This is a genomic window from Nocardia mangyaensis, assembly GCF_001886715.1.
Taxonomy (GTDB): domain Bacteria; phylum Actinomycetota; class Actinomycetes; order Mycobacteriales; family Mycobacteriaceae; genus Nocardia; species Nocardia mangyaensis.
Genome location: NZ_CP018082.1, coordinates 126,937 through 153,114 on the forward strand (window position 1 = coordinate 126,937; position 26,178 = coordinate 153,114).

The 26,178-nt window shown below is 68.5% G+C and carries 23 protein-coding genes; 9 read left to right on the forward strand and 14 right to left on the reverse strand.

The features are described from left to right. Nucleotides 1-3: 3 nt before the first annotated feature. The 12 genes from BOX37_RS00600 to BOX37_RS00655 form a co-directional block, all read right to left on the reverse strand. Nucleotides 4-936: a hypothetical protein gene (locus BOX37_RS00600; protein ID WP_071925740.1), complete on the reverse strand. Its 933-nt coding sequence runs from the start codon at nt 934-936 to the stop codon at nt 4-6. 21 nt (nt 937-957) lie between these two features. Next, nucleotides 958-1,161: a heavy-metal-associated domain-containing protein gene (locus BOX37_RS00605; protein ID WP_071925741.1), complete on the reverse strand. Its 204-nt coding sequence runs from the start codon at nt 1,159-1,161 to the stop codon at nt 958-960. 55 nt (nt 1,162-1,216) lie between these two features. After that, nucleotides 1,217-2,632, reverse strand: coding sequence for an MFS transporter (locus BOX37_RS00610; RefSeq protein ID WP_071925742.1), 1,416 nt, complete (start codon nt 2,630-2,632; stop codon nt 1,217-1,219). Between the two features lie 156 nt (nt 2,633-2,788). Next, nucleotides 2,789-3,589 (reverse strand): sterol desaturase family protein, encoded by an 801-nt coding sequence (locus BOX37_RS00615; protein WP_084759354.1) that lies wholly within the window; start codon nt 3,587-3,589, stop codon nt 2,789-2,791. 20 nt (nt 3,590-3,609) lie between these two features. Beyond that, entirely contained in the window at nt 3,610-4,479 is an 870-nt protein-coding gene (locus BOX37_RS35015) for a FadR/GntR family transcriptional regulator (protein ID WP_240505158.1), read from the reverse strand. Nucleotides 4,480-4,542: 63 nt separating this feature from the next. Next, a complete protein-coding gene (locus BOX37_RS00625; RefSeq protein WP_084759355.1) occupies nt 4,543-5,175 on the reverse strand; it encodes a hypothetical protein in 633 nt (210 codons plus the stop codon). Next, entirely contained in the window at nt 5,172-6,845 is a 1,674-nt protein-coding gene (locus tag BOX37_RS00630) for an ABC transporter family substrate-binding protein (RefSeq protein ID WP_071931069.1), read from the reverse strand. The genes BOX37_RS00625 and BOX37_RS00630 overlap by 4 nt, the downstream gene beginning before the upstream one ends. 32 nt (nt 6,846-6,877) lie before the next feature. Further along, nucleotides 6,878-8,557 (reverse strand): ABC transporter family substrate-binding protein, encoded by a 1,680-nt coding sequence (locus tag BOX37_RS00635; protein WP_071925743.1) that lies wholly within the window; start codon nt 8,555-8,557, stop codon nt 6,878-6,880. Continuing rightward, complete coding sequence (locus BOX37_RS00640; protein WP_071925744.1) at nt 8,554-10,245, reverse strand: ABC transporter family substrate-binding protein; 1,692 nt, start codon at nt 10,243-10,245, stop codon at nt 8,554-8,556. The genes BOX37_RS00635 and BOX37_RS00640 overlap by 4 nt, the downstream gene beginning before the upstream one ends. Nucleotides 10,246-10,262: 17 nt before the next feature. Then, complete coding sequence (locus BOX37_RS00645; RefSeq protein WP_071925745.1) at nt 10,263-12,107, reverse strand: ABC transporter ATP-binding protein; 1,845 nt, start codon at nt 12,105-12,107, stop codon at nt 10,263-10,265. Continuing rightward, a complete protein-coding gene (locus BOX37_RS00650; protein ID WP_071925746.1) occupies nt 12,104-13,072 on the reverse strand; it encodes an ABC transporter permease in 969 nt (322 codons plus the stop codon). The genes BOX37_RS00645 and BOX37_RS00650 overlap by 4 nt, the downstream gene beginning before the upstream one ends. A gap of 70 nt (nt 13,073-13,142) precedes the next feature. Then, the gene (locus BOX37_RS00655; protein WP_071925747.1) at nt 13,143-14,120 is read right to left on the reverse strand and encodes an ABC transporter permease; all 978 of its coding nucleotides are present in this window, start codon (nt 14,118-14,120) and stop codon (nt 13,143-13,145) included. A gap of 87 nt (nt 14,121-14,207) precedes the next feature. On the opposite strand from BOX37_RS00655, the gene BOX37_RS00660 reads away from it, so the two are divergent. Further along, a complete protein-coding gene (locus BOX37_RS00660; protein ID WP_071931071.1) occupies nt 14,208-15,035 on the forward strand; it encodes a Cof-type HAD-IIB family hydrolase in 828 nt (275 codons plus the stop codon). 101 nt (nt 15,036-15,136) lie between these two features. Here BOX37_RS00660 and BOX37_RS00665 read toward each other — a convergent pair whose 3' ends face one another. Next, the gene (locus BOX37_RS00665) at nt 15,137-17,665 is read right to left on the reverse strand and encodes an N-acetylmuramoyl-L-alanine amidase (protein WP_240505159.1); all 2,529 of its coding nucleotides are present in this window, start codon (nt 17,663-17,665) and stop codon (nt 15,137-15,139) included. A 388-nt stretch (nt 17,666-18,053) separates the two neighbouring features. On the opposite strand from BOX37_RS00665, the gene BOX37_RS00670 reads away from it, so the two are divergent. Continuing rightward, on the forward strand, nt 18,054-19,511 hold the full coding sequence (locus tag BOX37_RS00670) for a SpoIID/LytB domain-containing protein (protein WP_071925749.1): 1,458 nt from the start codon (nt 18,054-18,056) through the stop codon (nt 19,509-19,511). A 216-nt stretch (nt 19,512-19,727) separates the two neighbouring features. Here BOX37_RS00670 and BOX37_RS00675 read toward each other — a convergent pair whose 3' ends face one another. Next, nucleotides 19,728-20,228 carry a MarR family winged helix-turn-helix transcriptional regulator gene (locus BOX37_RS00675; RefSeq protein ID WP_071925750.1) on the reverse strand — a complete coding sequence of 167 codons (501 nt, stop codon included), beginning with the start codon at nt 20,226-20,228 and terminating at the stop codon, nt 19,728-19,730. A 102-nt stretch (nt 20,229-20,330) separates the two neighbouring features. Between BOX37_RS00675 and BOX37_RS00680 the strand changes: the two genes are divergently transcribed. From BOX37_RS00680 to glf, 7 genes are all read left to right on the forward strand, one after another. Further along, complete coding sequence (locus tag BOX37_RS00680) at nt 20,331-21,281, forward strand: EamA family transporter (RefSeq protein ID WP_071925751.1); 951 nt, start codon at nt 20,331-20,333, stop codon at nt 21,279-21,281. 43 nt (nt 21,282-21,324) lie between these two features. Continuing rightward, a complete protein-coding gene (locus tag BOX37_RS00685) occupies nt 21,325-22,083 on the forward strand; it encodes a MerR family transcriptional regulator (RefSeq protein WP_071925752.1) in 759 nt (252 codons plus the stop codon). A 305-nt stretch (nt 22,084-22,388) separates the two neighbouring features. Then, the gene (locus tag BOX37_RS00690) at nt 22,389-22,802 is read left to right on the forward strand and encodes a diguanylate cyclase (protein WP_156910220.1); all 414 of its coding nucleotides are present in this window, start codon (nt 22,389-22,391) and stop codon (nt 22,800-22,802) included. Nucleotides 22,803-22,828: 26 nt separating this feature from the next. Then, nucleotides 22,829-23,374 carry a hypothetical protein gene (locus BOX37_RS00695; RefSeq protein ID WP_156910221.1) on the forward strand — a complete coding sequence of 182 codons (546 nt, stop codon included), beginning with the start codon at nt 22,829-22,831 and terminating at the stop codon, nt 23,372-23,374. An 81-nt stretch (nt 23,375-23,455) separates the two neighbouring features. Beyond that, a complete protein-coding gene (locus BOX37_RS00700) occupies nt 23,456-24,097 on the forward strand; it encodes a hypothetical protein (protein WP_071925755.1) in 642 nt (213 codons plus the stop codon). 27 nt (nt 24,098-24,124) lie between these two features. Continuing rightward, nucleotides 24,125-24,808, forward strand: a complete 684-nt coding sequence (locus tag BOX37_RS00705; RefSeq protein ID WP_071925756.1) for a hypothetical protein — start codon at nt 24,125-24,127, stop codon at nt 24,806-24,808. Between the two features lie 131 nt (nt 24,809-24,939). After that, a complete protein-coding gene (gene glf / locus BOX37_RS00710; RefSeq protein WP_071925757.1) occupies nt 24,940-26,178 on the forward strand; it encodes a UDP-galactopyranose mutase in 1,239 nt (412 codons plus the stop codon).

Here is a 26,178-nt window from a genome sequence, read left to right on the forward strand (position 1 = left end):
CGGTCAGTGACCGTGGCCCGGGGTGCCGTGGTCGGCGGGCGCGGTCGCCGGGTCGTCGGTGACGACGGTCGCGTCCGGCTGGGCGACCCGCACGGTGAACTCGGCCGTGCGCACCACGCCTTCGTGCTGGAAGTCGAGGAACAGGCGATAGTCGCCCGAGCTCGGTGCGTTCACCACGAAGTCGATGCCGGGACCGGCCACGGTGACCCCGTCGCCTGGCGTGCCCTCGGGGTGCACATGCAGGTAGGCGAGGTCGGCGGCCCGCAGGGCGACCAGGTGACCGTAGGCGCCGAGATAGGGCTGCAAGTCGGTGACCGGCCGGCCGTCACGGCTCACCGAGAGCTTGACCTGCGACGCGGTGCCCGGCGTGACCGTGCCGTCGAGGGTGACCGTGTACCCGTCGACCTGGGCGGTGGTCTTCGGGCCAGGCAGCGCCCGCGCGTCGTAGTTGCCCGCGACCCGCAGATCGGCGCCCAGGGTCAGGTTCGACCCACTCGCCGGCGTGAAGTCGGCGTAGACCCGGTAGTCACCGGCCCGGCTCAGGTTCAGCGGAACCGTCCAGGTCCCGGTCGTGTCCAGCACCGGGTGTACGTGCTGGAAAGCGGCCATGTCGCGCCGGACCACGATCAGGTGCAGGTCCTTGTCGTGGCTGGTGACGTACTGAGTCACCGGTGCGCCGGTCCGGTCGAGAATGCGGAAGCTGGTAGTCGACTGCGCCGCGGCTTGTGTGTTCGGCTGGTCCAGCTCCAGCGTGTAGCCCTGGTCGGTGGCCATGAGGCCACCGGGCAGCTCGGTTGGGGGTGCCACGGCCTCGTGCTCGTCGTGCCCGGCCGGTTCGGCGGGCTCGGGCCCGATCAGGGCACCGACGCCGAGAGCGATCCCGAAGACCGCCGCGAGGCCAAGGGCGAATCCGGCGAACTTGCTTGGTGCGTTCATCGGGATGCTCCGTTCCTGGTGTCAGTCGGCGAGTGAGAAACCGGCCGCGGTGACGGCCTCGGCGAGGGCGGTGCGCTCGGGTGCGCTACCCGCGATGGTCACCGTGCCTTCGGCCAGATCGACATCGACGCCGGTGACACCGGGCAGCGCGCCGACCTTGTCGCGCACTTTGCTGGTGCAGCAGCCGCAGGTCATGCCGGTGACGGTGACAGTGGTGGTGCTCATGGGCGATCTCCTCGTGTCCGTGTTGGTACTTACCATACCCCCCTAGGGTACTGTGTCAAGCGGCGGCCTCGATCTTGTCCGCGGTGGGGGTTCGCAAGGTCGCCGCGGCGATTCCCGCGCCCGTCAGCGCCAAGACGCCCGCGCCGAGGAAAGCTGCGGAGTACCCCTCGGTAAGTGCCGTGGCGTCGCCGAGTTTCCCCGCGCCGAACGCGGCGGCCACCGCTGTCATCGCGGCCAGGCCGAGCGCCGAACCCACCTGGTAGCTGACATTGACGATCCCCGAGGCCAGACCGCCCTCCTCGGGTCCTGCCGCCGAGATGGCGGTACCGAGCGAGGGGATGAAGGCCAGCGACATCCCGCCCGCGGCCACCAGCGAAGCGGGCAGCACGTCGACCCAGAAATTGCCGGTCGCCCGCACCAGTGACATGAGTCCGAGTCCGAGGCCGAGCACGATCAGCCCGGTGACGATCATCGGCTTGGCGCCGAACCGCTGCATGGCCCGCGGCGCGAGCACCACCATGCCGAGCATGATCAGCGTGGTCATCGGTAGCAGCGCCGCACCTGACGGGAACGCGCTGTAGCCGAGCACCTGCTGCAGGTAGAGATTCAGGAAGAACCACATCGGCACCCATGCCGCCGCCAGCGCGAACTGGGCGAAGTTGGCCGCGGCCAGGTTCGGCGCGCGGAAGATGCTCAGCCGCATCAGCGGTTCACCGCGCCGCGACTGGATGGCGACGAAACCAGCCAGCAGTGCCGCGGCCAGCGCCAGTGCTCCCAGTGTCTGTCCCGAAGCCCAGCCGACCTCCGGCGCCTGCACGATCGCGTACACCGCGGCCGCCAAGCCGGCTGTCACAGTGACAGATCCGGCGAGATCGATCGACCCCTTGCGTGCCGGCGCGGCGGGCATCAGCAGCGGCACCGCGATCAATGCCAGGATCGCGATCGGGATATTGATGTAGAAAACCCAGGGCCAGCTGATGTATTCGGTGATCACACCGCCGAGAAACACGCCGGCGGTGCCACCGGCGGGCGCGGCGGCGCCATACACGGCGAGCGCTTTGGTGAGTTCCCGCGGAGATCCGCCGAACAGCACCATCAGCAGGGTCAGCGCCGAGGGGGCGATCAATGCCGCGCCCGCGCCCTGGATCGCCCGGCCCGCCAGCTCTACGCCGACACTGCCCGCCGCGCCGGCGAGCACCGACCCGACGGCCAGCACCACCCAGCCCGCGCTGAACACTCGCCGCGCACCGAGCAAGTCGGAGAGCCTGCCGCCGAGCAGCAGCAGGCCGCCGAAGGCGACCACGTAGGCATTGAACACCCAGGTCAGATTGCCCGGCGTGAAGCCGAGGTCAGCCTGCATCTTCGGCAAGGCGATCCCGATGATCGAGGTGTCCATGATGACCATGAACTGCGCGGCGGCGATCACCGCCAGCGCCCACCACTTCCTGGTGGATACCGATTGTGTAGTCACGACTTTCGTCCTTTCGAGTGGAGAGCGTCTCGTGGCGGTACCATACCCCCCTAGGGTATCTAGGTGTCAAGACGTTGGCTGAAGGGACTTCCGCAATGAGCGAGACCGGCCCGCTGGGTGGCGGGCCGGTCTCGGTGATGTGGCGGTGCTGTTCGGCTACTCGCTCGCGTGCAGGTTGCGGGCCGTGGGTGAGGTGGGTGTCGTGGTCGGGTCGGGGGCGGTGCCGAGGAGTCGGTCGGCCGTGCCGGAGGTGGTCACCGTGAACCAGTAGTGCTCGTTCTTGTAGTGGTGGTGACGGTGGTTGCGCCAGACCGCCCGGTAGAGGGCATGTTTGGGCTTGTAGTCGGTGTGGATCAGGTAGTGGGTCCACTCGTAGAGCAGCCCGAGGGTGCCGACGGTGAGCAGGAAGGTCAGGCCGAGACCGAGTCGAGGGAAGGCGAGCAGCGCGATGGCGAGCAGGGCGGCGATGGTGATCGCGAGTGACTTGGGCGGGATGAAGATGAGCGGGGTGTCGCGCGGGTCGACATGATGTGCGCGGTGCTTGCGCGCGAGTTCGCTGTCAAGCGTGAGCGGACCGAGGTGGCGCGGCCGCCAATGCAGCACGGTAACGTGAATGATCCACTCCACCAGCGGAAACGCGGCGAGGATGAGCACCGGCACCAGGGCGTCGGTGCGCTGCCAGTCGCCGACGGCGATCCGCGCGACCAGCGCGATGCCGAAGGTGGCGGCGATCATCCACGGGGAGGGATGGCGGACGAACTCGCGCGCCGCCTCGGTCAGCCCGAGCCCGCGGCGCACGGGCCGCGGGGTGTCGCCGCCGCGCGACGGCGTGTTCGGGCGAGCGCTCCGCACGGGGGGAGTCGCCGTCTCGGCGGCGTCGCCTGGTCGGGCGGCGGGCGGCGGGCTCGCGGTGGTGGTGTCGCGCGACGTCGTTGTCGGCCGACGGTCAGTGCTCATGATGGTTCCTCAGGTGAAATTCACGCCCCGTCGAGGGCGTGGATGAGAGCGATGGTCGCCGGTCCGAGCAGTGCTCGCGCGGATTCGGCGGCCCGGTCCGGCTCGCCCGCGTCGATCGCGGCGGCCAGGTCTCGATAGGCGTCCCCATTGCCCACCTCGGCGGACATGATCGGCGCCAGCGCCGCCAACGCTGGTTCGTAGGCGGCGCGCAGCATGGAATACATCAGCCGGAACGCGATCGAATCGGCGAGATCGAGGACGTGCTCCCAGAACTCGAGCGCGAGCCGTTGTTGGATGAGTGGATCCGACTCCGCGACAAGCGAATCGACGGACTCGTGCAGCAGAACCAACCCGCGGTCGACGTCTGCCTGCGGCGGACGAACTCCCGCCCCGTCGAGCGCGGCGCCGATAGCTGCCGGACTGGTGACGTTCGCGCCGCCGACCGCCCCGGTAGTGGCTGGACCGGCGGCGGAATCTGGGCTGGTGGTGGTAGTCCGGCCGACGTGCGACCTGGTCCGACGCACTCGCGCCGCGGCGAGTTCGGCGATCTTCGGACCGTTGTGCAGCCGCGCTTCGAGAATGCTTCGAGCGACGGCGGGGTCGATGGTGTCACCGCGCAGGAGCAGGCGCGGCAGGACCTCGAGACCGGCGCTGCGCCGATAGTCGAGCACGGTGGTCGCCTCGCCCTGCCGCACCGACACCAGCCCCGCCGCCGCGAGCCGCTGCAACGCCTCCCGCACCGCGGGTCGAGAAACCCCCAGCGCCTCCGCCAGCTGTCGCTCACTCGGCAACGTGCTCCCCGCCGCCAATTCCCCGCCCAGCACCTCGGCGGCGATCTGCTCGAAGACATCACCGGATACCGACCGCTTCACCACAGGAGTCCAAGCCATGACTCCACTCTGACACCCAACAGGTAAGTGGTCAAGTGGTCAGACCAGTAGTTCGGAACCAGCTCAGCTGGGGTCGGACCCCCGGATGGCGGACAGCCAGGTGAAGGTGGCCGCGCCGACGGTGGTGGCCGCGACGAAGGCACCGAGCCCGCCGTCCATGACGTACACCCACAGCAGGCCGACGAAGGGGGCGCCGATGGCGGACTGGAGGTCGAGGATCAGCCGGCGGCCGAGGCCGAACACGGGCGGCTCGGTGGCGCGAGTCGGATTGTCGATGAGCTTGCCCGGCGGCTCGGTGGTGCGCACCCGCCCCGAGGGAAACAACCGCAGCCCATCACTCACGATCGCCCCACCACTCACCGACACTTCGCTGGGGACGAATGTGGACAGCTCCGGTGCGTAGAAGACCGGCACCCACTCCCCAGTCCCGACCTCCAACCACGACCGGCTGACCAGCCGATGCTGCTGCCGAACCCGCCGCCCCCGCACCACCCCGACAGCGCCCAGCCCCACCGGCAGAATCCCGAACGCGATCCCCAGCTGCCAAGCGGTATAACCGAGCACGGCGAGCGCCACCACCGCCAGCCCACTCACCTGATCCAGATCCGCGAACGGCGCCCACGCCGCGATCACGACGAGGGTGCCGCTCGTGACCAGCAGCGGATAGGTGAGCGCCCGCACCGGCCCGGAACTCACCGCAGGAAGCCGACCTTGGTGTAGTCGGGCGAGGCGAGACCGAACGCGCCGTAGTTGGCGAGGTTCTCGCGCACCGCGTAGGTTCCCGAAGCCTGTTGCAGTGGAATCGAATAGCCCTCGGCGAAGATCACCTGATCGCACTCGTTGGCGAGTTCGCGCGCCTTGTCGGGGTCGAGTTCGGAAACGGTCCGGTCGATCAGAGCGTTCAGTTCGGGCGAGCCGATACGGGCCTTGTTGGACTGCAGATTGTTCGGATCGTAGGCGTAGATCTGCGGCAACGCGCTCAGCGGGAGAACGCTACCGCCCCAGGTGAACTGCGCGAGTTCGAAGTTGCCCGGATCGATCACATTCTTGAACAGACCGCTCCCTGGCACGGTCTCGATGCTCATCTTCACCCCGATCTGTGCCAGGTTCTGCTGCACGATCTGCGCGGTCTGGACCCAGCCGTCCTGCTGGTACATCACGTTGCGCAGCTCGAGCCTGCGACCGTCCTTCTCCCGAACGTCGCCGTTGAGTTTCCAGCCCAGGTCGTCGAGCATCGCGGCGGCGCCATCGGGGTCGAACGCGATCGGTGCCGAATTGTCCTGGTAGCCCTTCTGGCCCTGCATGAAGATGTGATTGTTCAGCGGCTTCGGATCATCGACGACACCGTTCTGGGAGGCGTTGACGATGCCTTGCCGATCGATCGCCTTGGAGATGGCGATACGTACCTTCGGGTCCTCCAGCAGGGAGCCCGGCGCACCGTTGAAAGTGATGTGCGACCAACTCGGCTCCGGCGTCCGGCGCAGCACCACCCCGGCCGCCTGCTTGGCGCCGGTGACGTTCTCGATGCCGGACATGTACGCGATGTCGAGTTCGTTGTTCTGGATGGCGGGCAGCCACGCCGTACTGTCGAGCACGCTCAACGTGATGGTGTCGAGCTTCGGGGTGTCGCCCCACCAACTCGGGTTGCGGTTCAACGTGATCCGGTTCTGTCCGCGGTCGATCCCGCTGACCTGGAACGGGCCCGCGCTGACCGCGAGACCGTTGCGATCGCGGTCGTTGAACGCCTCGGGCGTCTCGGTGGTCGCCTTCGGGTACAGCGGGCTGAACTGGCCCTGCCACTCGGCGTACGGCTGGTTGAAGGTGACCACGACCTGCCGGTCGTCGACACCGCGTTCGACCTTCTCCACTCGCTCGAAACCACTGGTGAAGGCCACCAGATAGGCCGGGTCACGCCCACTCAGCGCCGCCGCTTGAGCGGCGAAATCCTCCCATGTGATCGGTGTGCCGTCGGACCAGACGGCCTTCGGGTTGATGGTGTAGGTCACCTGCTGTGGATCGGTGCCGGTGAGCTGGATGTCGGTGAAGTAGTCGTGATCGATCGACAACTCACCGGCGGCGTCGCTGCTGAACGGCGACGGCAGCACCGGCGAGATCACCTCCGAGGTGCTGTCGGACGCACCGTCGACATGCAGGTAGTTGAACGTCTCCGGGAACGAGCTGAGCACCAGCCGCAGGTTGCCGCCCTCGCGCAGGTCGGCCACATCGCGGGGGTTGATGTCGTTGGTGCTGCCGATGGTCGCCGACCCCGGGGTGAAATCCCCGCCATCGGAGGAACAGCCCGTCAGAATCAGGCCGACCGCCACACACGGAATGGCGAACCGTGTGCCGAGCGAGCGAATTCGCATGGTTGGTCCTTCCTGTTCGCGCACGGTGGATCTCACTCGACGAAACCGATCTTGGTGTAGTCGTAGGAAGCCAGCCCGGACGCCCCGTAGTTCGCGAGGTTCGCCCTGGTCGCGACCGTACCCGCGGACTGCACGATGGGCAGGGAGAAGCCCGACTCGAAGATGATCCGGTCGGCCTCGTTGGCCAGTTCGATCGCGCGGTCCGGGTCGAGTTCGGAAATGGTCTCCTCGATCAGCGCGTTGAGCTCAGGAGATCCGATGCGGCCCTTGTTGCTCAGCGGGTTGGCCGGGTCGTAGGCGTAGATCTGAGGCAGCGCGCCGAGCGGGAAGATGCTCTTGGCCCAGACGAATTGGGCGATGTCGAAGTTGCCCGGGTCGATGACATCGGTGAACAGGCCGTTGCCGGGGTAGGTCTCGATGATCAGTTTCACGCCGATCTGGGCCAGGTTCTGCTGGGCGATCTGCGCCATCTGCGTCCACACATCGGCCTGGTACATGACATCGCGGATCTCGAGCTTGCGGCCGTCCTTCTCCCGGACGTCGCCGTTGAGCTTCCAGCCCAGCTCGTCGAGCATGCGGGCTGCCGCTTCGGGGTCGTACGACACCGATTCGGCGTTGTCCTGGTAACCCTTCTGGCCCACGAGGTAGAGGTGATTGTTCAACGGCTTCGGGTCGGCGACCACGCCCTGCTGGGTCGCGGTGGCGATCGCCTGCCGGTCGATGCCCTTGGAGATCGCGATCCGCAGCTTCGGATCGGCCAGGATCGAGCCGGGCGCGCCGTTGAAGGTGAAGTGCGAGAACCGGTTCGCGGGTGCGCGCCGGACGGCGACGCCGGGGGTGTTGGTCGCCGTCGTCACCTCTTCGATGCCGCTGAGGGCGGTGGCGTCGAGTTCGTTGTTCTGCAGCGCGCTCAACCGTGCCGCGTTGTCGAGGACGCTGAAGGTGACGGTGTCGAGTTTCGCGGTCTCGCCCCACCACTTCGGATTGCGGCTGAGCACCACCCGCTGCTGGGCACGATCGATCGAGGTGATCATGAACGGACCCGACGACAACGGCATCTCGTTGCGGAACGCCGTATCGAACGACTCGGGAGTCGCGGTGCTCAGCCGCGGGTAGAGCGGATTGAACAGGCCCTTCCACTCCGCGTAGTGCTGGGCGAAGGTCACGATCGCCTGCCGGTCGTCGACTCCACGTTCGACCTTCTCCAGCCGGCTGTAGCCCTGGCTCGCCGCGATCTTGAAGGCGTTGTCGCGACCGCTCAGCGCGTTGGCCTGGGAGGCCAGGTCTTCCCAGGTGATCGGCGATCCGTCCGACCAGACCGCCTGCGGATTGATCGTGTAGGTGATCTGCTGGGGATCGGTGCCGGTGAGCTCGACCTCGGTGAAGTAGTCGGTGTCCACGGTGAGCTCACCGGCGGCGTCGGCGTTGATCGTGCCGGGCAGCGTCCAGCTGACGATGTCGCTGACCTCGCCGTCGGAATCGACATGACTGCTGTTGAAGGTCGCGGGGAACGAGGTCAGCGCCAGCCGCAGGTTGCCGCCGTCGCGCACGTCGTCGCGGTCACGGGGGTTGATGTCGTTGGTGGCCCCGATCGCATTGGTGCCCGACTGCACCTGCGTCTCGGAGCCACACGCCCCGAGCACCAGGGCCACGGCAAGAGCTGGTGCCGCGAAACGAAAACTGGCCCGACGCGGCCGAACAGGAGCGCTCATTTCAGGAATCCGATCTTCGTGTAGTCATAGCTCGCCAACCCCGGCGAACCGATGTTGGCGAGGGTGGTGCGGGCGCCGACGCTGCCGTCGGACTGCATGAGAGGCAGGGAGTGGCCTTCTTCGAAGACCTTGCGGTCGACCTCGTTGGCCAGTTCGAGGACCTCGGCCGGGTCGAGTTCGGTGAGGGTGCGTTCGATGAGGGCGTTGAGTTCGGGGGAGCCGATGCGGCCGAAGTTGGCCTGCAGGTCGTCGGGGTCGTAGTAGTAGATCTGGCGGATGCTGCTGAGGGGGAACGGGTCGCCCTGGAAGATGAATTGGGCGGCGTCGAAGTCGCCGGGCTGGATGACGTCGGTGAAGAAGCCGGCGGCGGGCTTGGTGTCGATGGTGAGGCCGACGCCGATCGCGGCCAGGTTCTGCTGGATGATCTGGGCGATCTGGACCCAGGTGGGGTCGTTGTACATCACGTCGCGGATGACGAGCTCGCGGCCGTCCTTCTCACGGATGTCACCGTTGCGGACCCAGCCGAGCGCGTCGAGTTCGCGGGCGGCGGCCTCGGGATCGAAACCGAGGCTGTTGTCCTGGTAGCCCTGCTGGCCCTGCAGGAAGATGTGGTTGTTGAGCGGCCTCGGGTTCTCGACCAGTCCGTTCTGCATCGCGGTGACGATGCCTTGGCGGTCGATCGCCTTCGAAATCGCCACGCGCACACCTTCATCGGCCAGGATCGAGCCGGGGGCGCCGTTGAAGGTGATGTGGCGCCAGCGATTACCCGGCGCGCGCCGAACCACCAGGCCCTCGGTGCCGCGCACGGTCTTCACCTCGTCGATGGTGTTCAGTCGCACGAGGTCGATTTCGTTGTTCTGCAGGGCCTGCACCCAGGACGAGCTGTCGAGGGCGCTGTAGGTGATGGTGTCGAGGACGGGAGTCTCGCCCCACCAGTTCGGGTTGCGGCCCAGGGTGATTCGGCCCTGTGCGCGGTCGGTGGCGGTGATCAGGAAGGGCCCGGCGGTGAGGCCGGGGGCGTCGAGCAGCCCGGTGTTGAACGACTCGGGTGTGCTGGTCACCGATTTCGGGTACAGCATGCTGTTGCCCGCGAACTGGCCGCGCCAATCGGCGTAGGGCGTGCTGAAGGTGAGGACGGCCTGGCGGTCGTCGACCCCGCGTTCCACACTCTCCACGAACTCGAAACCATTGCTGATCGCGATCAGATACGCCTTGTCGCGGCCGCTGAGCGCATTCGCCTGCGCGGCGATGTCCTCCCAGGTGATGGGCGAGCCATCCGACCACACCGCATCCGGATTGACCGTGTACGTCACCCGCATCGGGTCGGTGCCGGTGAGCTCCACCGAGCTGAAGTAGTCGGTGTTGACGGTGAGCTCGCCCGCGGCGTCGACCATGAACGCGCGCGGCATCATCGCCCAGGCGATCTCACCGATGTCACCCTCGTTGCCGTCATTGGACAGCGTGTTCCAGTTCGCCGGGTAGCTGGTGATGGCCAGGCGCAGATTGCCGCCCTCGCGCAGCGCATCGCGATCCTGGGGATTGATGTCGCTGGTGGTGCCGATCGCGTCGCTGAGCCCCTCGGCCGACTCCGCACCGGACCCGCAGGCCGCCATGATCATCCCGGCGGCGACCACCACGGCGGCACACCGCAGCCTCGTACCGTGGGCGCGTAGGCGTCGTGATCGCATGGCATCTCCTGGAAGTCTCAGCCGCTGACCACGGGCTCGGGAACGGCCGCGATCAGCGAGCGGGTGTACTCGTGCCGAGGATCGGCGAAGATCTGCTCCGCCGGGCCGGATTCGACGATCTTGCCCCGCAGCATCACCGCGATGTCATGGGCCAGATTGCGCACCACCGACAGGTCGTGCGAGACGAACAGATACGACAGCCCACGCTCGGCCTGCAGGTCACGCAGCAGATTCAGCACGCCGGCCTGGATCGAGACATCCAGCGAGGACACCGGTTCGTCGAGCACGAGCAGCTGCGGGTCCAGCGCCAGCGCCCGCGCGATGCTGACGCGCTGCTTCTGACCGCCGGAGAAGTCCGACGGATAGCGGTCGGCGTGCTCGGGCCGCAAACCCACCTGCCGCAGCAGCTCGGGCACGCGCCGGTTGATCTCCTCGCGCGGGCGGCCGTCGATGCGCAGCGGTTCGGCCAGCACGTCGAAGATCGGCAGGCGCGGGTCGAGCGAGGCGCTGGGGTCCTGGAAGACGATCTGCATCTTGCGGCGGATCTCGCGGATCCGAGCCTTGGTCAGGGTGGCGACATCGTTGCCGAGCACCTCGATGCTGCCCGACTGCGGCCGCGCCAGATCCATGATCTGCGACAGCGTCGTCGACTTGCCCGAGCCCGACTCGCCGACCAGCGCCAGGGTGCGGCCCGCGCGCACGCTGAAACTGATGCCGTCGACCGCGCGTACCTCGCCGGTGCGCCTGCGCAGCAGCACGCCGGAGGTGAGCGGGAAGACCTTCACCAGGTCGGTCACCCGCAGCACCACCTCGTCGTCGGTGCGGTCGGCGTGCGGCGGGGCGGTGATCTCCTGGCGATAGGCGTCGAACAGTTGTGCCGTGCCCACCTCGGCGGTGCGGACACAGGCCGCCGAGTGACCGGGGCCGAGCTTCTCCAGCGGCGGTTCGGCCACCGCGCAGTCGTCGATCGAGATCGGGCAGCGCGGCGCGAACGAGCAGCCGCCGGGTAGCGCGTGCATGGCCGGTGGGGCGCCGGCGATCGGGATCAGCGGGGCGCGCGCCGGGCCGTTCATGCGCGGGATGGAACCCAGCAGGCCAACGGTGTAGGGCATCCGCGGCGCGGTGAAAAGCTCGGTGACGGGCGCGGTTTCGACGATGCGGCCCGCGTACATCACCGCCACCCGGTCGGCGACGGTGGCCGCGATACCCATGTCGTGGGTGATCATGATGACCCCGGCCCCGGTGATGTCGCGGGCCTTGCGCAGCAGGTCCAGGATCTGGGCCTGCACCGTCACGTCGAGCGCGGTGGTCGGTTCGTCGCAGATGATCAGGGCCGGATCGTTGGCGATGGCCATCGCGATCACCACGCGCTGGCGCATACCGCCGGAGAACTCGTGCGGAAAGGCTCTGGCACGCGCCCGCGCGTCGGTGATGCCGACCAGCTCGAGTAGTTCGATCGCGCGCTCACCGGCCTCCGTGCGGCTCATCTTGCCGTGCGCGAGCAGCGCCTCGGCGATCTGATCGCCCACCCGGTAGACCGGCGTCAGCGCCGAGAGCGGGTCCTGGAAGACCATGCTGATCGAGGAACCGCGCAGCTTCGACATCTGCTTGTCGCCGAGGCCGAGCAGTTCGCGGCCGCGCAACCGGATCGAGCCGTGCACGCGCGCCTGCTCGGGCAGCAGCCCGATCACCGCCAGTGACGACACCGACTTGCCCGAGCCGGACTCGCCGACGATGGCGAGCACTTCGCCGTCGGCGACGGTGTAGTTCACCCCGCGCACGGCGTCGACGCGGCCCTCCTCGCCGGGGAACGAGACTCGAAGGTCGGTGACCTCGAGCAGCGGTGCGGTCGATGTCGTCATCGCTTCTCGGCCTTCTTCAACTCCACCCGCGCCTGGTCGGTTTTCTCGCCCACCTCTTTGCGCGCCTTGCGCGCACCCCGCGCACCGGGATCGAAGGCGTCGCGCAGTCCGTCGCCGACGAGGTTGGCGCACAACACGATCGTGACCAGCAGACCACCGGCGAACAGGAACAACCAGGGATAGGTGAGCGCTGATTTGGTCCCCGCCGCGATCAGCGAGCCCAACGACACATCCGGCGGCTGCACACCGAAACCGAGGAAGCTCAAACCGGTTTCGGCGCTGATCGCCGCGCCGACGGCCAGCGTGGTGTCGATGATCAGGATGGAGGCGATGTTCGGCACGATGTGGCTGAGGATGATCCTGCGGTTCGACGCGCCCATATACCGTGCGGCCCGCACGAATTCACGATCACGCAGGCTCAGGGTCAGGCCGCGCACGATGCGCGCGGCGATCATCCAGCCGAACACGCTGAGCAGCACGATCAGGATCAGGATCGACCCCGAACCCTTGGTGCGCGGGGCGAACAGCGCGATGATGATGAAGCTGGGCACCACGAGCAGCAGGTCGACCAGCCACATCACGGCCCGGTCGGTCCAGCCGCCGAGCAGTCCGGCCAGCGCGCCCGCGGTTGCGGCGATCACGCTGGAGAACAGCGCCACGCAGAAGCCGATCACCAGCGATTTCTGCAGGCCGCGCAGGGTTTGGGCCAGCACGTCCTGGCCGATCTGAGTGGTGCCGAACGGGTGCTCGAGACTCGGTGGCTTCAGCAGCGCGGTGTAGTCCATCTGCTGGTAGTCCCACGGCAGCAGCGGTGGCAGCGCGAAACTGACCACCACGAGCAGCCCCAGGATCACCGCGCCCACCACGGCGGGCTTGTTGCGCAGAAACCGCCGCCACACCAGCTTGCGGCGTCCGGCCGCGGCGACTTCCGGCGCGCCGACGACGATCAGTTCGGTCTCGGTCAAGCTGCGTCCTCTCGGCGTGAGCGGGCGCCCTGCGTGGTCACGCAAGCTACCGCCTCCGGGCGCTGACCGCTCATGCCACCCGCACCCTGGGGTCGAGCAGCGCGAGCGCGATGTCGGCGAGCAGGCCCGAGATCAACACCACCAGCCCGGCGAACGCCGTCACCGTCACCACGACATAGAGGTCCTGGGCATTGATCGAATCCACCAGCCACTCGCCGACACCGTGCCAGCCGAAGATCTTCTCGGTGAAGGTGGCGCCGGTGATCAACGCGCCCAGGCTGTAGGCGAAGAGGGTGGCCATCGGGATCAGCGCGGTGCGCAGGCCGTGTTTGTAGAGGGCGCGATTGCGGGTGAGGCCCTTGGCGCGGGCGGTGCGGATGAAATCGCTCTGCAGCACGTCGAGCATGGCATTGCGCTGGTAGCGGCTGTATCCGGCCATGGCGCCCAGCGCCAGCGTGAGCGTCGGCAGCACGAGATGCTGGACCCGGTCGAGGAGCTGGTTCCACAGCCCGTGCACCTGGGTGGCCGATGTCTCGCCGGTATAGAGGAAAATCTGTACGCCGGTGGTCGTATTGACCTGTAGCGCACCGTATTTCAACAGTGTGGCCAACAGGAAGACCGGGGTCGACAGGATCAGCAGCGAGATCACCGTCGAGAAATAGTCACTGAACTTGTACTGCCGGATCGCCCCCGCCGCGCCGATCAGCACACCGAGCACGGTGCCGATGATCGACCCGAGGATCAGCAACCGCAGACTCACCGCGACCCGCCTGCCCAGTTCCTCGCTCACCGGCTGACCGGCCAGCGTGGTCCCGAAATCCCCCTGCACGACCCCGCCCAACCAGGTGAGATAGCGCTGCGGGATCGGCTCGTCGAGATGCAGTTGCTCGGCCTTGGCATCGATCACCGACTGCGGTGGGCGCGGGTTGCGCTGCTCGAGACTGTCGAGCGGGCGGAAGGTGAGCGAGGCCAGACTGAAGGTCAGGAACGAAGCCAGCAGCAGGAGCACGACGTAGTTCAGCGCGCGCCGCAACAGGAAGCCGGTCATCAGTCCCCTCGGGAATCGGGTAATGAGGCCCTGATCATAGGGACAGTCCGCGGTCCCCGCGTGGCGACTTGCGGCAGGATGGAACGGATGACGCCCCTGCACCCGAAACCGCGCCTGGTGGCCACCGATGTCGACGGCACGCTGATCGACGCCTCGGAGAAGGTCTCGCCCCGCACCAAGGCCGCCGTCGGCGCGCTCGTCGCCGACGGCGCCACCTTCGTGCTCGCCACCGGCAGGCCGCCACGCTGGATCGATCCGGTCGTCAGCGAACTCGGCTACGCCCCGCTGGCGGTCTGCGGCAACGGTGCGGTCATCTACGACAGCGCCACCGACCGGGTGCTGTCGAGCCACGCCCTCGACGTGGAGACGCTGGCCTGGCTGGCCGAGATCGCCGAACACGCGCTACCCGGGTGCGGGCTGGCCACCGAGCGGGTCGGCGCCAGCGCGCACGACGCGGCGACGCCGCAGTTCGTCAGCTCGCCGACCTACGAGCACGCCTGGCTCAACCCCGACGACACCGTGGTCTCGCACGCCGAGGTCATCGCCTCGCCCGCGATCAAGATGCTGATCCGACTGCGCTCGGCCCGCTCCTCGGCCATGCGCGCGGCCCTCGCCCCGCTGGTCGGCGACCGCGCCGAGATCACCTACTCCACCGAGAACGGGCTGATCGAGGTGGCGGTGCCCGGGGTGACCAAGGCGTCCGGGCTGGCCGAAGTCGCGCGGCGGATCGGCGTCGAGGAGAACTCGATCGTCGCGTTCGGTGACATGCCCAACGATGTGCCGATGCTGACGATGGCGGGGCACGGCGTCGCCATGGGCAATGCGCACCAGGAGGCCCGCGACGCCGCCGATGAGGTGACCGCGAGCAACGTCGACCACGGTGTCGCCGTGGTCCTGGAACGCTGGTGGCGATAGCCCTGGACCGGTGATCACCACGCTCCGGTGGCGGTGGGAAAATGACAAGCAGCCGGTGCCGCTCTCGGCGGCACCGGCTGCTCCTTCGCCATGACCGGGGGTTAGCCAGTCGGGGCGGGCTCCGTGGCGACCGGCGGGTCTGCCGGGGCCGGTTCGGCGGGCTCCTGTGGGCCGGCGAGCTCGTCCGGAGCGGGGCCGGCGGGTGCGCCCTCCTCCGCCGGTGTCGCTGGGTCGAGCGGGGTTTCTCCCTCGCCCGGGGCGGTCGGGCCGGTCGACGGCACGGGCTCGCCGTTCATCTCGGCCTTGTAGGTCTCGTCGTAGGTCTTCCAGAAGGTGGTGACGATGCCGGTGAGCTCGTTGAGCACCAGCGAACCGTTCTGGAAATCGGTGCGAAGACCGTCGGGGACGAGGTAGGAACTGCCGGTCGGCAGGCCGAGCACGCCCGAGTCGGCGCCCAGGCTCAGATACCGGTCGAGAATTGCCCCGACCACCTCGAAGACCTGGCCGTTCTCACCCGAGAACACGAACCCGTTGGCGAACTTCGCGTACTCACGGCCCTGCGCGCCCGACAGCAGATCCGACTGCGGCGCGCCGAGCGGGCCGTCGACTCCACCGCGGCTCACCCAGTGCTTGGCGATGGCGTTGGAACCGGACAGGCCCAGCAGCTTGTCGACCAGTGCGCCCAGCTCGGCCATGTTGCCCTGGGGTGCACGGGCTTGCTGACTGGGCGGTCGATTGTTGGGTGTGGCAGGTGAGGTGTAGGTGGTGGAATTGCCCGCCGCGATCCCGCGAATGCGGTCCATCAGCGAGTAGAGGGCATCGCCGGGGCAGTCGGTGTTGCCGACATCGCGGTGGGCGAACACCACCGGCAGGTCGACCGCCTCGTTCAGCGCGTAGGGAGTGAACTCGGTGCCCTCGGAGTACATGGTCGTGTAGCCCTTGGGATTCAACCCGCCGACCTTGGTCCGCCAGCCGACGAACTTGCCCATCGCGTTGATCGCCTCGGTACTCGGCTGCTGGGTCTGGTAATTGCCCATCAGCGCCACCCCGGCGGTGTTCTCGTTGAAACCACCGGCGTGCGCGCCCTGCACCGCGCGGTCGAGCCCGCCGTAGCGGCCCTCGAAGATCTGGCCGTACTGGTCGACCAGGGCGTTGTAGCCCATGTCGCACCAGCCGAGGGTCTGCGCGTGATAGGCGTAGATCGCCCGGACGATGCCCGCCGACTCCGCGCGGCTGTAGTCGTTGCGGCCCGCCGTGTGGTGCACGGTGATACCGCCGAGGCCGTCGTCGTAGGTGGGTTCCTGGCAGCGGATCGACTCGTCGGCACCCCACTGGGCGCGGGTGATGACCTTCGGTCCACCGCCGGGCAATGCCGCCGCGACATCGTTGAGCGCGGCATCGATCGCGGCCCGGCCCGGATTGATCAGGATGGCTGTGAGCGCGGCCTCGGTGAGATGGGCCGGATCGTGTTCGGGTCCGGCGGTCGGCTTGCGGGTCACCAGCATCTGCACGGCGGTGGTCTCGCCGACGTAGATCGGCTCGGTGCCGGTCGGCGCGTCGGCTGGGGCCTGATCGTTGGCCCTGGTCTCCAGCGGATCGGCGTCGTACCAGGGACCCCAGGTGCCGTCCTGCTGACGAGCACGCAGCTTGGTCGTGGTGTTCACCAGATCGCGCGCGGTGATGGCGACCATGCTGAACGGGGTCTCCTGGGTGAGTTCCTTGACCTGCGCGCCGACCTGGTCGATCACATCGGCACCGACCGCGCCCGGGGCGAGTGCGGGGGTTTCCGGGGTGGTGCCGGGTTCCAGGTTCGCCGGGTCGGCGATGAAACGCATACCCGCGGGGCGGTTCTGGGCGACCGGTGCGCCTTCGGGGGCGGTCGCCGTCGGCGCGGGTGCCCCGGGTGCCGGTGCCGCGGGGGCGGGTTCGGCCGGCGCGGGTGCAGCAGGGTCGGGCGTCTGGGCCGGGGGTTCGGTGGAGTCCGGTGCGCCGGGTGCCTGGGCGCCCGGTTCTGCCGGTGCGGGATCGGCGGCCTGCGGCGCGCCCGGTGCGGGCTCGGTCGCGGGTGTGTCGGGGGCCGCGGGTGCGGCGGGGTCGGCGGGGTCGGCCGGTGGTGCGGCGGGCGCCGGTGGCGCGGCGGGCGCGGCCGCGGGGGGAGCCGGCGCGGCGGGTGCTGGGGGAATGGGTGGTCCGGTCGGGACCGCGGTGCTCGGGGCCGGAGCTCGACCCGGCACCGCCGCACCCTGGGCGGGCGCTGGTTCCGTCGTCGGTGCCGCGGCCGGCTCACCCGGGATCCGCGGCAGGGGGATCTCGGTCGGCAGCTCCACGCCCGGCGGCACCGGCAATCCCGGCGGGACCGGGATCGAGGCCGGTATCGGCAGCATGCGCAGGTCCGACAGATGCAGGTCGGGCAGGTCGAGACCGGTCAGCTCACGCAGCGGGACCGTGATGTCGGGAACCGAGGTCAGCGCCACCTCGGCCAGCTGGGTCGGCACGGCCGCGAGCTGGGAATCGTTGGCGCTGCGGTAGTCGGTCGAATCGCTCAGGGCGAACGCGCCGATCGGTGCCGCGACTACGAGGGTGGTGACCACCGGGAGCACGTAGGAACGCTTCGGCTTTCGGTATCGCACGTGCCTCTCCAATCAGGTCGAGCGGTGTCTTCTGCGGCTGGCGCCGCGCGTTCTCGGCCCTGACGGGCCTCGCTTCTTCCCTCTCCCACCGGGCACCCCTTCGTCGCACCCTCTGGTCGGTCCGGAAGCGAGGCGGGCCGAGAACGGTGTTGCTGCGGGTGGCGCCGATGGTCTTCGGCGGGCCGCGCAGTGTCGACGGGCAATTACCGGCAAGTGATGCTTGCTTCCTCTAGCCTCACACATCACACTAGTTAACATACGTCACACATCTAAACCTCAACTCGAGGTTTATGTGATTGCTCGAATGTAGCCTTCGGATCCCGCTCGGCGACGACGACATGCCGACGCGAGCTTCGCCGGTCGAACCCCGAAACCGTGGGAGCGCAGTATGAGAGCGGACACCAAGATCAACCGCACCACCCGGCGCGGCACCCATCGCCGCACCATGCCGATCATCGCGACCGTACCGTTGCAGGTACTGGTCGGCGGTACCGCGCTCGCGGTGACCGGTGCGATCGGACTGTGGCAGATACTGCCAGGTCAGGTCACACCGACAGTCGGCGCGGGGCATGGTCGCGGGATGAGCCAGGTCGGCGCTTTCGACAACGCGCGGGCGGGGTGGAGTGCCGAGGACATCCTCGGGCACTACTACCCCGGCGCGACGCTCGGCCAGGTCGGGCCAACCACGATCGGAGTCCGCCTGCAAGCACAGGACGACGCCACCCTCGACACCTACGCCGCCGCGGGCGCGCAGGTCGCGGGCCGGATGATCGGTCCCGGCGAAGCCGCCCACCTCACCCCGCTGCCCGACGGCGGCGCGAATGTCGTGGTGACCTCGGGCTGCGACGGCGAAGTGCTCTGGCAGGCCGCCACCGACGACCCGTTCGTGTATCCGGTGCACCCCGGTGCCGGAAGGCCGGTCGAGGAGCATCTCACCCTCTGCGGCGGCACCGGCTATCGCGGCGCGCTCGGTGTCGCGCTGGAGGGCGGTGCGTACCGGACCGTCAACGAGGTCGACCTCGACGACTATCTGGCGGGCGTCCTACCATCGGAAATGCAGGCCAACTGGGCCGATCAGGGCGCTTTCGAAGCGCTGCGCGCGCAGGCGATCGCCGCCCGCTCCTACGCGCTCGCCGAGAATCGCTACGGCTACGCGCGGACCTGTGACACCACCGACTGCCAGGTGTACCCCGGCACCGTGAAGGAAGACGGGCGCACCACCGAGGCCGTGGCCGCCACCACAGGCACCGTCCTCCTGCGCGACGGACTCATCCTGCGCTCGGAATACTCCGCCGCACCCGACGGCGGGCGGCCGGCCGATATCGAGACCTTCGCCGTCGGCCCCGCACCCCACGAATTCGTCCCCCCCGCGCCGATCCCGCCCGCGCCGATCGACCCGACCCATCCCGACCTGACCATCGAGGCGCTGGCGGGCGAGACGGTGATCGACACCGAGTACCGCCGGATCGGCGGCCCGGAGAGCGCGATCGGGGCACCGATCGGCCCGGAAATGCTGCTCCCGCAGCGCGTGGGCACCTACCGGCTTTACACGAACGGCGTCATCGTGGCGACGGAAGCGCTCGGCGCGCAGGTGGTCGACTTCACCACCCTGCTCGAACTCGTCCCCGACCTCGGCGACCAACTGCCACCGTCCGCCTCGGGGAGTCCGCAGTTGACGACGCCGGAAGGTTCACTGCCCGATGTCACCTCGCCGGAGGGCATCGCTCCGGAGGGAATCGATCCCGGCCTCGCCGCTCCAGCTCCCGTCGGGGCTGCGTTCCCCACCCTTGACGAGGTGTACGGACCAGCGAATCCAGCTGTGCAAGGTGTATCCGCTGTGGAGTAGGTGAGCGCTCGCACCGCACCGGATCGCGGCACCTCCGGTGGGCCATGGCGGCGGCCTGCGTATTCGGCTGTCGCACGGCCCGCACCGGCACGTCGACTTCGGCCCCTTGTCCGCTCGCGGGAGGGCGCGGCCGTCGAGGTCGCAGACGGCGCGCATGATGGCGCCCGCCGCCCAGGAGGCATGCGCCGCGCTGACCGCGGCGGCGGGTGGCGTGGCTCAGTCGAGGGCGGTGTCGTCCAAGGCGACGGCGAGGGTGCGCAGCAGGTCGGCGAGCTGGGTGCGCTCGGTGGCGCCGAGGGTGGCGAGCAGGCGCTGTTCGTTGTCCATGTGCAGGGGCAGCAGGCGATCGACCAGCTCGCGGCCTTCGTCGGTGAGCTGGACCAGGATCGAGCGGCGGTCGCCGGGTGACGGGCAGCGGCGGACGAGCTGCTTGGTCTCCAGGCGATCGATCCGGTTGGTGATCGCGCCCGAGGTGACCATGGCGGCGCGGTTGAGCGCGCCCGCGGTGAGGCCGGTGCTGCCGCCGGAGCGGCGCAGGGTGGCCAGCACATCGAACTCCCAGAATTCCAGGCCGTGACCGGCGAAGAAGCGTTTGAGGTCCTGTTCGAGGACGCGCGAGAGCCGGGTGATCCGGCCGATGACCGCCATCGGTGACACGTCGACATCGGGGCGCTCGATGGTCCAGTGCTCGGTGATCAGGTCGACGGCGTCCCGCATCCCATTTCCTCTCGGTTGAGTATCTCAACATTCATCTACTTGACGCTGAGGCATCTCCGCGAGTAGATATTTCAATGTTGAGATTATCAATGAGGAGTGAACATGACGACCGCAACCCGCTCCACCGGCTACGCGGGCACCCTCGCGCTCACCGCCATCACCCCGATCGTGTGGGGCTCCACCTACGCCGTCACCACCGAATTCCTGCCCCCGGATCGTCCGCTGTTCACCGCCCTCCTGCGCGCCCTGCCCGCCGGCCTCGTGCTGTTGGCGCTGACCAGAGCGCTACCGCACGGTCACTGGATCGGCCGCACCGCCGTGCTCGGCGTGCTCAACATCGGCGCGTTCTTCCCGCTGCTGTTCCTGGCCGCGTACCGGCTGCCCGGTGGTGTCGCCGGTGTGCTCGGCGCCGTCGTGCCGATGTTCGCGCTCGCGTTCGCGGCAGTGCTGCTGGCCGAGGCGCCGACCCGGCGCACGGTGCTCGCCGGGGTCATCGGTGTGGTCGGGGTGGCGCTGGTCGTCCTGCGCGGCAATGCCGAACTGGACGCGATCGGCGTACTGGCCGGGCTGACCGGTGCGGCCTCGATGGCGGCGGGCACCGTGCTCACCAAGAAGTGGGGACGTCCCGATGGGGTCGGACCACTGGCGTTGACCGGTTGGCAGCTCACCGCGGGCGGCCTGTTCATCGCCCCGCTCGCCGTGCTCATCGAAGGCGCGCCACCCGCCATGGACGGTCGCGCCATCGGCGGCTACCTCTACCTCGGCATCGTCGGCACCGCGCTCGCCTACTGGCTGTGGTTCCGTGGAATCTCCCGTGTGCCGGCTACTTCGGTCGCGTTCCTCGGCCTGCTCAGCCCGGTGTCGGCGGCGGTCATCGGCTGGATCGCCCTGGGCCAAGCACTGACCGTGCTGCAGATCCTCGGTCTGGTCATCGCCCTCGCTGGCACCGTCCTCGGTCAGATTCCGCCGAAGTCGCCGCCGGCCGCCGGGGATGCGTTGCTGACGCGACACAGCGGAGGTCGAAGTCGGTCGCGCGCCTTGACCTTGACGTAGCGTCAACTTGCAGACTGGTCTCACCGACGAGAAGGGGGAGGTCATGGCGAGTGAATGGTCCATCCAGGATCTCGCGAGAGCCGCGGGTACCACCAGCCGCACGCTGCGCCACTACGGCCAGCTCGGTCTGCTGGCACCGAGCCGGATCGGCGCCAACGGCTATCGCTACTACGACCAGACCTCCCTCGTCCGCCTGCAGCGCATCCTGCTGCTGCGCGAACTCGGCCTCGGCCTGCCGGTCATCGCCGAGGTCCTCGCCGGTGAACAGGACACCGCCGACGCGCTGCGCACCCACCTGGAACTGCTTCGGCAACACCAGGACCGGATCGCGCGGCAGATCGAATCGGTGTCGACCACGTTGCACAAGACAGAAAGAGGTGAACCCCTCATGGCCGCAGAGGTTTTCGACGGCTTCGACCACACCCAGTACAAGGACGAGGTGATCGATCGCTGGGGCAAGGACGCTTACGACAGCGCCGACCGCTGGTGGCGTTCGCTGTCCGAGGACAGCAAGAAGGCGTTCCAGCAGACCCAGCTCGACATCGCCGCCGACTTCGGGAAGGCCCACGCCGCCGGACTTCCCGTCGACGGCGACACCGTCCAAGCGATCGTCGCCCGCCACCGCGCCTGGCTCGGCGACGGCACCCAGGGCCGTCCGGTGACCGATGAATACCTGCTCGGGCTCGGCGAGATGTACGTCGCCGACCCGCGATTCCGTGGGAACTACGACGTGCACGGCGACGGCACCGCCGAGTACATCCTCGAGGCCTTCCGGGCATATGTGGCCGGAAAGTCCGCCTGACCAGTGACATTGATGGTCGAGGTGCGGTAGAGGGGCGAATCGGTAAGCTTCCTCGCGGCGTCCCGAGGTGTTCGCCGACATCGCGGTCGGGTGGGGCGCGGTCGGGTATTCCGGCTCACCATGTCTGCTCGACTGTGGCCGCGTCCGGGGCGGCCACAGCAGGGTGGTTTTCGGGGTGGTGGCGTGGGGAATCCTGATCATGGCCATGCTGGGGTCGTCGATGGATCGAAACCGGGCCGACGCGCGCGGTTATCGGGCCGGACCACCCTCGGTCGGCCCGTCCGCCGCACAACTGAGGGCGACGAGTGGCGGGGGCAGTGGTGGAGCAGGGACGGTTCGGTGCGGTCGGTGCGTTGACCGCGGGTTGGCTGGGTGCGCTGGTCGGGCTGGCGGGGCTGATCGTGGCCGGGGCGACGGTCGCGATGCGGTGGGGCGGGCGGAATATCGAACTCGACTACACGACGGCGGGGATCGTCGGTGGGCTCGGGACGGTGTACCTCACCGGCGGCGTGCTGTTGGTGCGCAGGCGGATCGCGGGGCGGCGGGTGCTCGTGGTGATGACGGGGTTGATGAGCGCGGCGACGCTGCTGGTCGTGGCGCTCAACGCCACCAGTCACGGGGTGCGGTTCGGGCCGCTGGACTGGTGGCTGGCGCTGAACGTGGTGATCCTGGCGCTCGGTGTGATCGAACCGACGCGCCGTTGGACCACCACGCGGTAGCGGGACTCGGGATACCGTTGGCGATCATGGTCGTGCGGGAGACGAAGTCGACAGTCGGTGAGGTGACGGCGATCACCGCCGTGTGCCTGGCGGGAGTGGCCGCGGTGGCCAATCTGATCGGGGCGTTGGTCCTCGTGCGTACCCACCTGCGCGATCCCGGCCTGCTCGACGACTCGCTGATGCTGTTCACCACCCTTGCCGCGCTGCTGGCGGCGATCGCGTTCGGCTACGGCGCCGTGCTGCTCGCCCGTCGCGACGAGACCGGTCGCTGGATGTTGATCGTCGCCGCGGGAACCCAGCTCGTGCTCGGGCTGTTCGGCCTGCTCGCGACGCTGGTGAACTTCGACTCCGAGTACGGCATCCACTGGTTCGCCGCCGAGCCGGTCCTTCGATCGATCGTGGTCGGCTTCGGCGGGGTACCCGGTGCCGTGACGGCGATCGTGAACCACAGCTGGGCGGCCGGACTCTCGGCGGTGGCGCTCGGCGCGCTGGTTCTACTGCCGGCTGCCCTGCCGTGGACGGCCTCGTACACCGCCGCGCGCCCGCGCCCGGATGTCGGTACGGCCGTATAGTTTTGGCAGGTCGGTGCCCTGAATCGGGCGCCGCGACATCGGGAAGACCGGTGGCGCAACGGCTCGAGGAGGGGGACACCGATGGGGTATCCGTACGGCCCGCAGCAGGGCCACGACCCGTACGCGGGGCAGGGCTACGCGCAACCGGGCTACGTCGACCCCTATGGCGCGCAACCGGGCTACGCCGACCCTTATGGGGCCCAGCCCTATGGCGCTCCGGCTTACGGCGTCCCGGCCTATGGCGCAGTGCCGCATCCGGGCTACGGCCAGCCGCGAGCCGGTGGCGGAACGGCGATCACCGCCGCGGTGATCGCCCTGCTGCTGTCGCTGCTCGGCTTGGCCGGGATCGGCATCGCGGCGGCCATCCTGCTCGGCACCGAGTCCACGAGCGCGACCGATGCCGCCGGCCGCGAGGAGGTCACGGTGGCCATCGCCCTCGGCGCGGTGCCCGCCCTGCTGCTGTTCCTCGGTTCGGTCCTGCTCTTTCGTCGCAAAACCGCAGGCCGGGTGATCCTCATCCTGCTGTCCTCGGCCTCGCTGATCTTCACCGCGATCTCGATCGTGGCGACTGTGAGCACCGAGGGTTCCGATGGACTGGGATTCCTGCTGATCGGTGGCATCGTCACCGGCTCGATCCCCCTGCTCCTGCTGCTCCTCGCCGCCGCGCCGTCGACCGGCCGCTGGATCAAGGCAGGCCGCCAGCCCGCCTACCCGTACTACTGACACAACGATCGATAGAGGGGGAGACCGATGGGGTACCCGTATGGCCCACAACAGGGCCACGACCCGTACGCGGGACAGGGGTACGCGCAGCCGGGCTACGGCCCCATTCCCTACGGCGAGGTGCCCGCCTACGGTGCGCAGACCAACGCCGCGCCCGGCTACGGGGCACCGGCTCACGCCGTGCCCGGCTACAGCGCTCCGGCTCCCGGCGCGCCCTTCCACGGGGCGCCACCCCACGGCTACGGCGTGCCCGGTTACGGGCAGCCGCAGGTCAGTGGCGGTACCGCGATCTCCGCGGCCGTGATCGCCTTGGTGTTGTCCCTGCTCGGCGCGCTGTCCACGGCGAGGACCGCCTCCGTCATGGAGCACCTCGACGGGCGGATGGCCAACGACACCGAGCTGCAGCTGCTCGCGTCCGGCGGGGTCAGTGCGGCACTGTTCCTCGGGTCGATCCTGCTGTTCTGTCGTAAGCCCGCGGGCCGCGTGCTCGTGATCGTCGCGTCGGTGTCCGGACTGTGTTCCGCCGTGATCGGCATCATCATTGCGATGGAGAACAACTCCGAGTCCGACCTCGAACTGAACCTGGCTCCGGTCATCGTCACCGGTCTCATCGGCGGCGGCATCTCCCTGCTGGTGCTGTGCCTGGCCGCGGCCAAGTCCACCGATCGCTGGATCGAAGCGGGTCGCCGGCGCCCCTACCCGTATCGCTGAGGCCAGCAATCACGCAGGAGCGTCCGGGGGCTGGGGGTTCGCTACCTCGAGCCCCTCCGATCCGACCAGGTCAGCGCTCGGAAGGTGACTCCACCGGGACAATCCGCGGTCTTCCGATACGCTGGGCTCCCGTGACCGCCGCATCGTCCTCGGGTAACTCCGTCAACGCAGCTTCTTCCGCCCCGGCCAACCAGTACGACCTGATCGTGGTCGGCTCCGGTTTCTTCGGCCTGACCGTCGCCGAGCGTGCCGCGAACCTGCTTGGCAAGCGGGTACTGGTGATCGACCGCCGCTACCACCTGGGTGGCAACGCCTACTCCGAGCCCGAACCGGAAACCGGTATCGAGATCCACAAGTACGGCGCGCACCTGTTCCACACCTCGAACAAGAAGGTCTGGGACTACGTCACCCAGTTCACCGAGTTCACCGGCTACCAGCACCGGGTGTTCGCCCTGCACAAGGGCCAGGCGTACCAGTTCCCGATGGGCCTCGGCCTGATCTCGCAGTTCTTCGGCCGGTACTTCACCCCCGACGAGGCAAGGGCGCTCATCGCCGAGCAGGCCGCCGAGGTCGAGACCGGTGACGCGCAGAACCTCGAGGAGAAGGCGATCTCGCTGATCGGCCGTCCCCTCTACGAGGCGTTCGTGCGCGACTACACCGCCAAGCAGTGGCAGACCGACCCGCGTGAACTGCCCGCGGGCAACATCACCCGCCTGCCGGTGCGCTACACCTTCGACAACCGCTACTTCAACGACACCTACGAGGGCCTGCCCAAGGAGGGGTACACGAAGTGGCTGGAGAACATGGCCGCCTCCGAGCTCATCGAGGTGCGCCTGAACACCGACTGGTTCGACGTGCGTGCGGAGGTCCGCGCCGCCAGCCCGGACGCGCCCGTCGTCTACACCGGCCCGCTGGACCACTACTTCGACTACGCCGAGGGCGAGCTGGGCTGGCGCACCATCGACTTCGAGACCGAAGTCCTCGACACCGGTGACTTCCAGGGCACCTCGGTGATGAACTACAACGACGCCGACGCCCCGTACACCCGCATCATCGAGCCGCGCCACTTCCACCCCGAGCGCGACTACCCGACCGACAAGACCGTCATCATGCGCGAGTTCTCCCGCTTCGCGCAGACCGGCGACGAGCCGTACTACCCGATCAACACCCCCGAGGACCGTGCCAAGCTGCTCGCCTACCGCGAACGCGCCAAGCGGGAGACCGCCGAGCAGAAGGTGCTCTTCGGCGGCCGCCTCGGCACCTACCAGTACCTGGACATGCACATGGCGATCGGTTCGGCGCTGACCATGTTCGAGAACGTGCTGCGTCCGCATCTGGAATCCGGCGCGGCTCTGGTGGATCCGGCGTGA

What these genes read in the sequence shown, in the direction of transcription:
- BOX37_RS00630 (WP_071931069.1), bottom strand. Translation starts at nt 6,845, where the DNA reads ATGCGAATTCGCTCGCTCGGCACACGGTTCGCCATTCCGTGTGTGGCG.
- BOX37_RS00635 (WP_071925743.1), bottom strand. Translation starts at nt 8,557, where the DNA reads ATGAGCGCTCCTGTTCGGCCGCGTCGGGCCAGTTTTCGTTTCGCGGCA.
- BOX37_RS00655 (WP_071925747.1), bottom strand. Translation starts at nt 14,120, where the DNA reads ATGACCGGCTTCCTGTTGCGGCGCGCGCTGAACTACGTCGTGCTCCTG.
- BOX37_RS00670 (WP_071925749.1), top strand. Translation starts at nt 18,054, where the DNA reads ATGAGAGCGGACACCAAGATCAACCGCACCACCCGGCGCGGCACCCAT.
- BOX37_RS35015 (WP_240505158.1), bottom strand. Translation starts at nt 4,479, where the DNA reads ATGGCTTGGACTCCTGTGGTGAAGCGGTCGGTATCCGGTGATGTCTTC.
- BOX37_RS00605 (WP_071925741.1), bottom strand. Translation starts at nt 1,161, where the DNA reads ATGAGCACCACCACTGTCACCGTCACCGGCATGACCTGCGGCTGCTGC.
- BOX37_RS00680 (WP_071925751.1), top strand. Translation starts at nt 20,331, where the DNA reads ATGACGACCGCAACCCGCTCCACCGGCTACGCGGGCACCCTCGCGCTC.
- BOX37_RS00645 (WP_071925745.1), bottom strand. Translation starts at nt 12,107, where the DNA reads ATGACGACATCGACCGCACCGCTGCTCGAGGTCACCGACCTTCGAGTC.
- BOX37_RS00685 (WP_071925752.1), top strand. Translation starts at nt 21,325, where the DNA reads ATGGCGAGTGAATGGTCCATCCAGGATCTCGCGAGAGCCGCGGGTACC.
- BOX37_RS00705 (WP_071925756.1), top strand. Translation starts at nt 24,125, where the DNA reads ATGGGGTACCCGTATGGCCCACAACAGGGCCACGACCCGTACGCGGGA.
- BOX37_RS00600 (WP_071925740.1), bottom strand. Translation starts at nt 936, where the DNA reads ATGAACGCACCAAGCAAGTTCGCCGGATTCGCCCTTGGCCTCGCGGCG.
- BOX37_RS00675 (WP_071925750.1), bottom strand. Translation starts at nt 20,228, where the DNA reads ATGCGGGACGCCGTCGACCTGATCACCGAGCACTGGACCATCGAGCGC.
- BOX37_RS00640 (WP_071925744.1), bottom strand. Translation starts at nt 10,245, where the DNA reads ATGCGATCACGACGCCTACGCGCCCACGGTACGAGGCTGCGGTGTGCC.
- BOX37_RS00615 (WP_084759354.1), bottom strand. Translation starts at nt 3,589, where the DNA reads ATGAGCACTGACCGTCGGCCGACAACGACGTCGCGCGACACCACCACC.
- BOX37_RS00700 (WP_071925755.1), top strand. Translation starts at nt 23,456, where the DNA reads ATGGGGTATCCGTACGGCCCGCAGCAGGGCCACGACCCGTACGCGGGG.
- BOX37_RS00695 (WP_156910221.1), top strand. Translation starts at nt 22,829, where the DNA reads ATGGTCGTGCGGGAGACGAAGTCGACAGTCGGTGAGGTGACGGCGATC.
- BOX37_RS00660 (WP_071931071.1), top strand. Translation starts at nt 14,208, where the DNA reads ATGACGCCCCTGCACCCGAAACCGCGCCTGGTGGCCACCGATGTCGAC.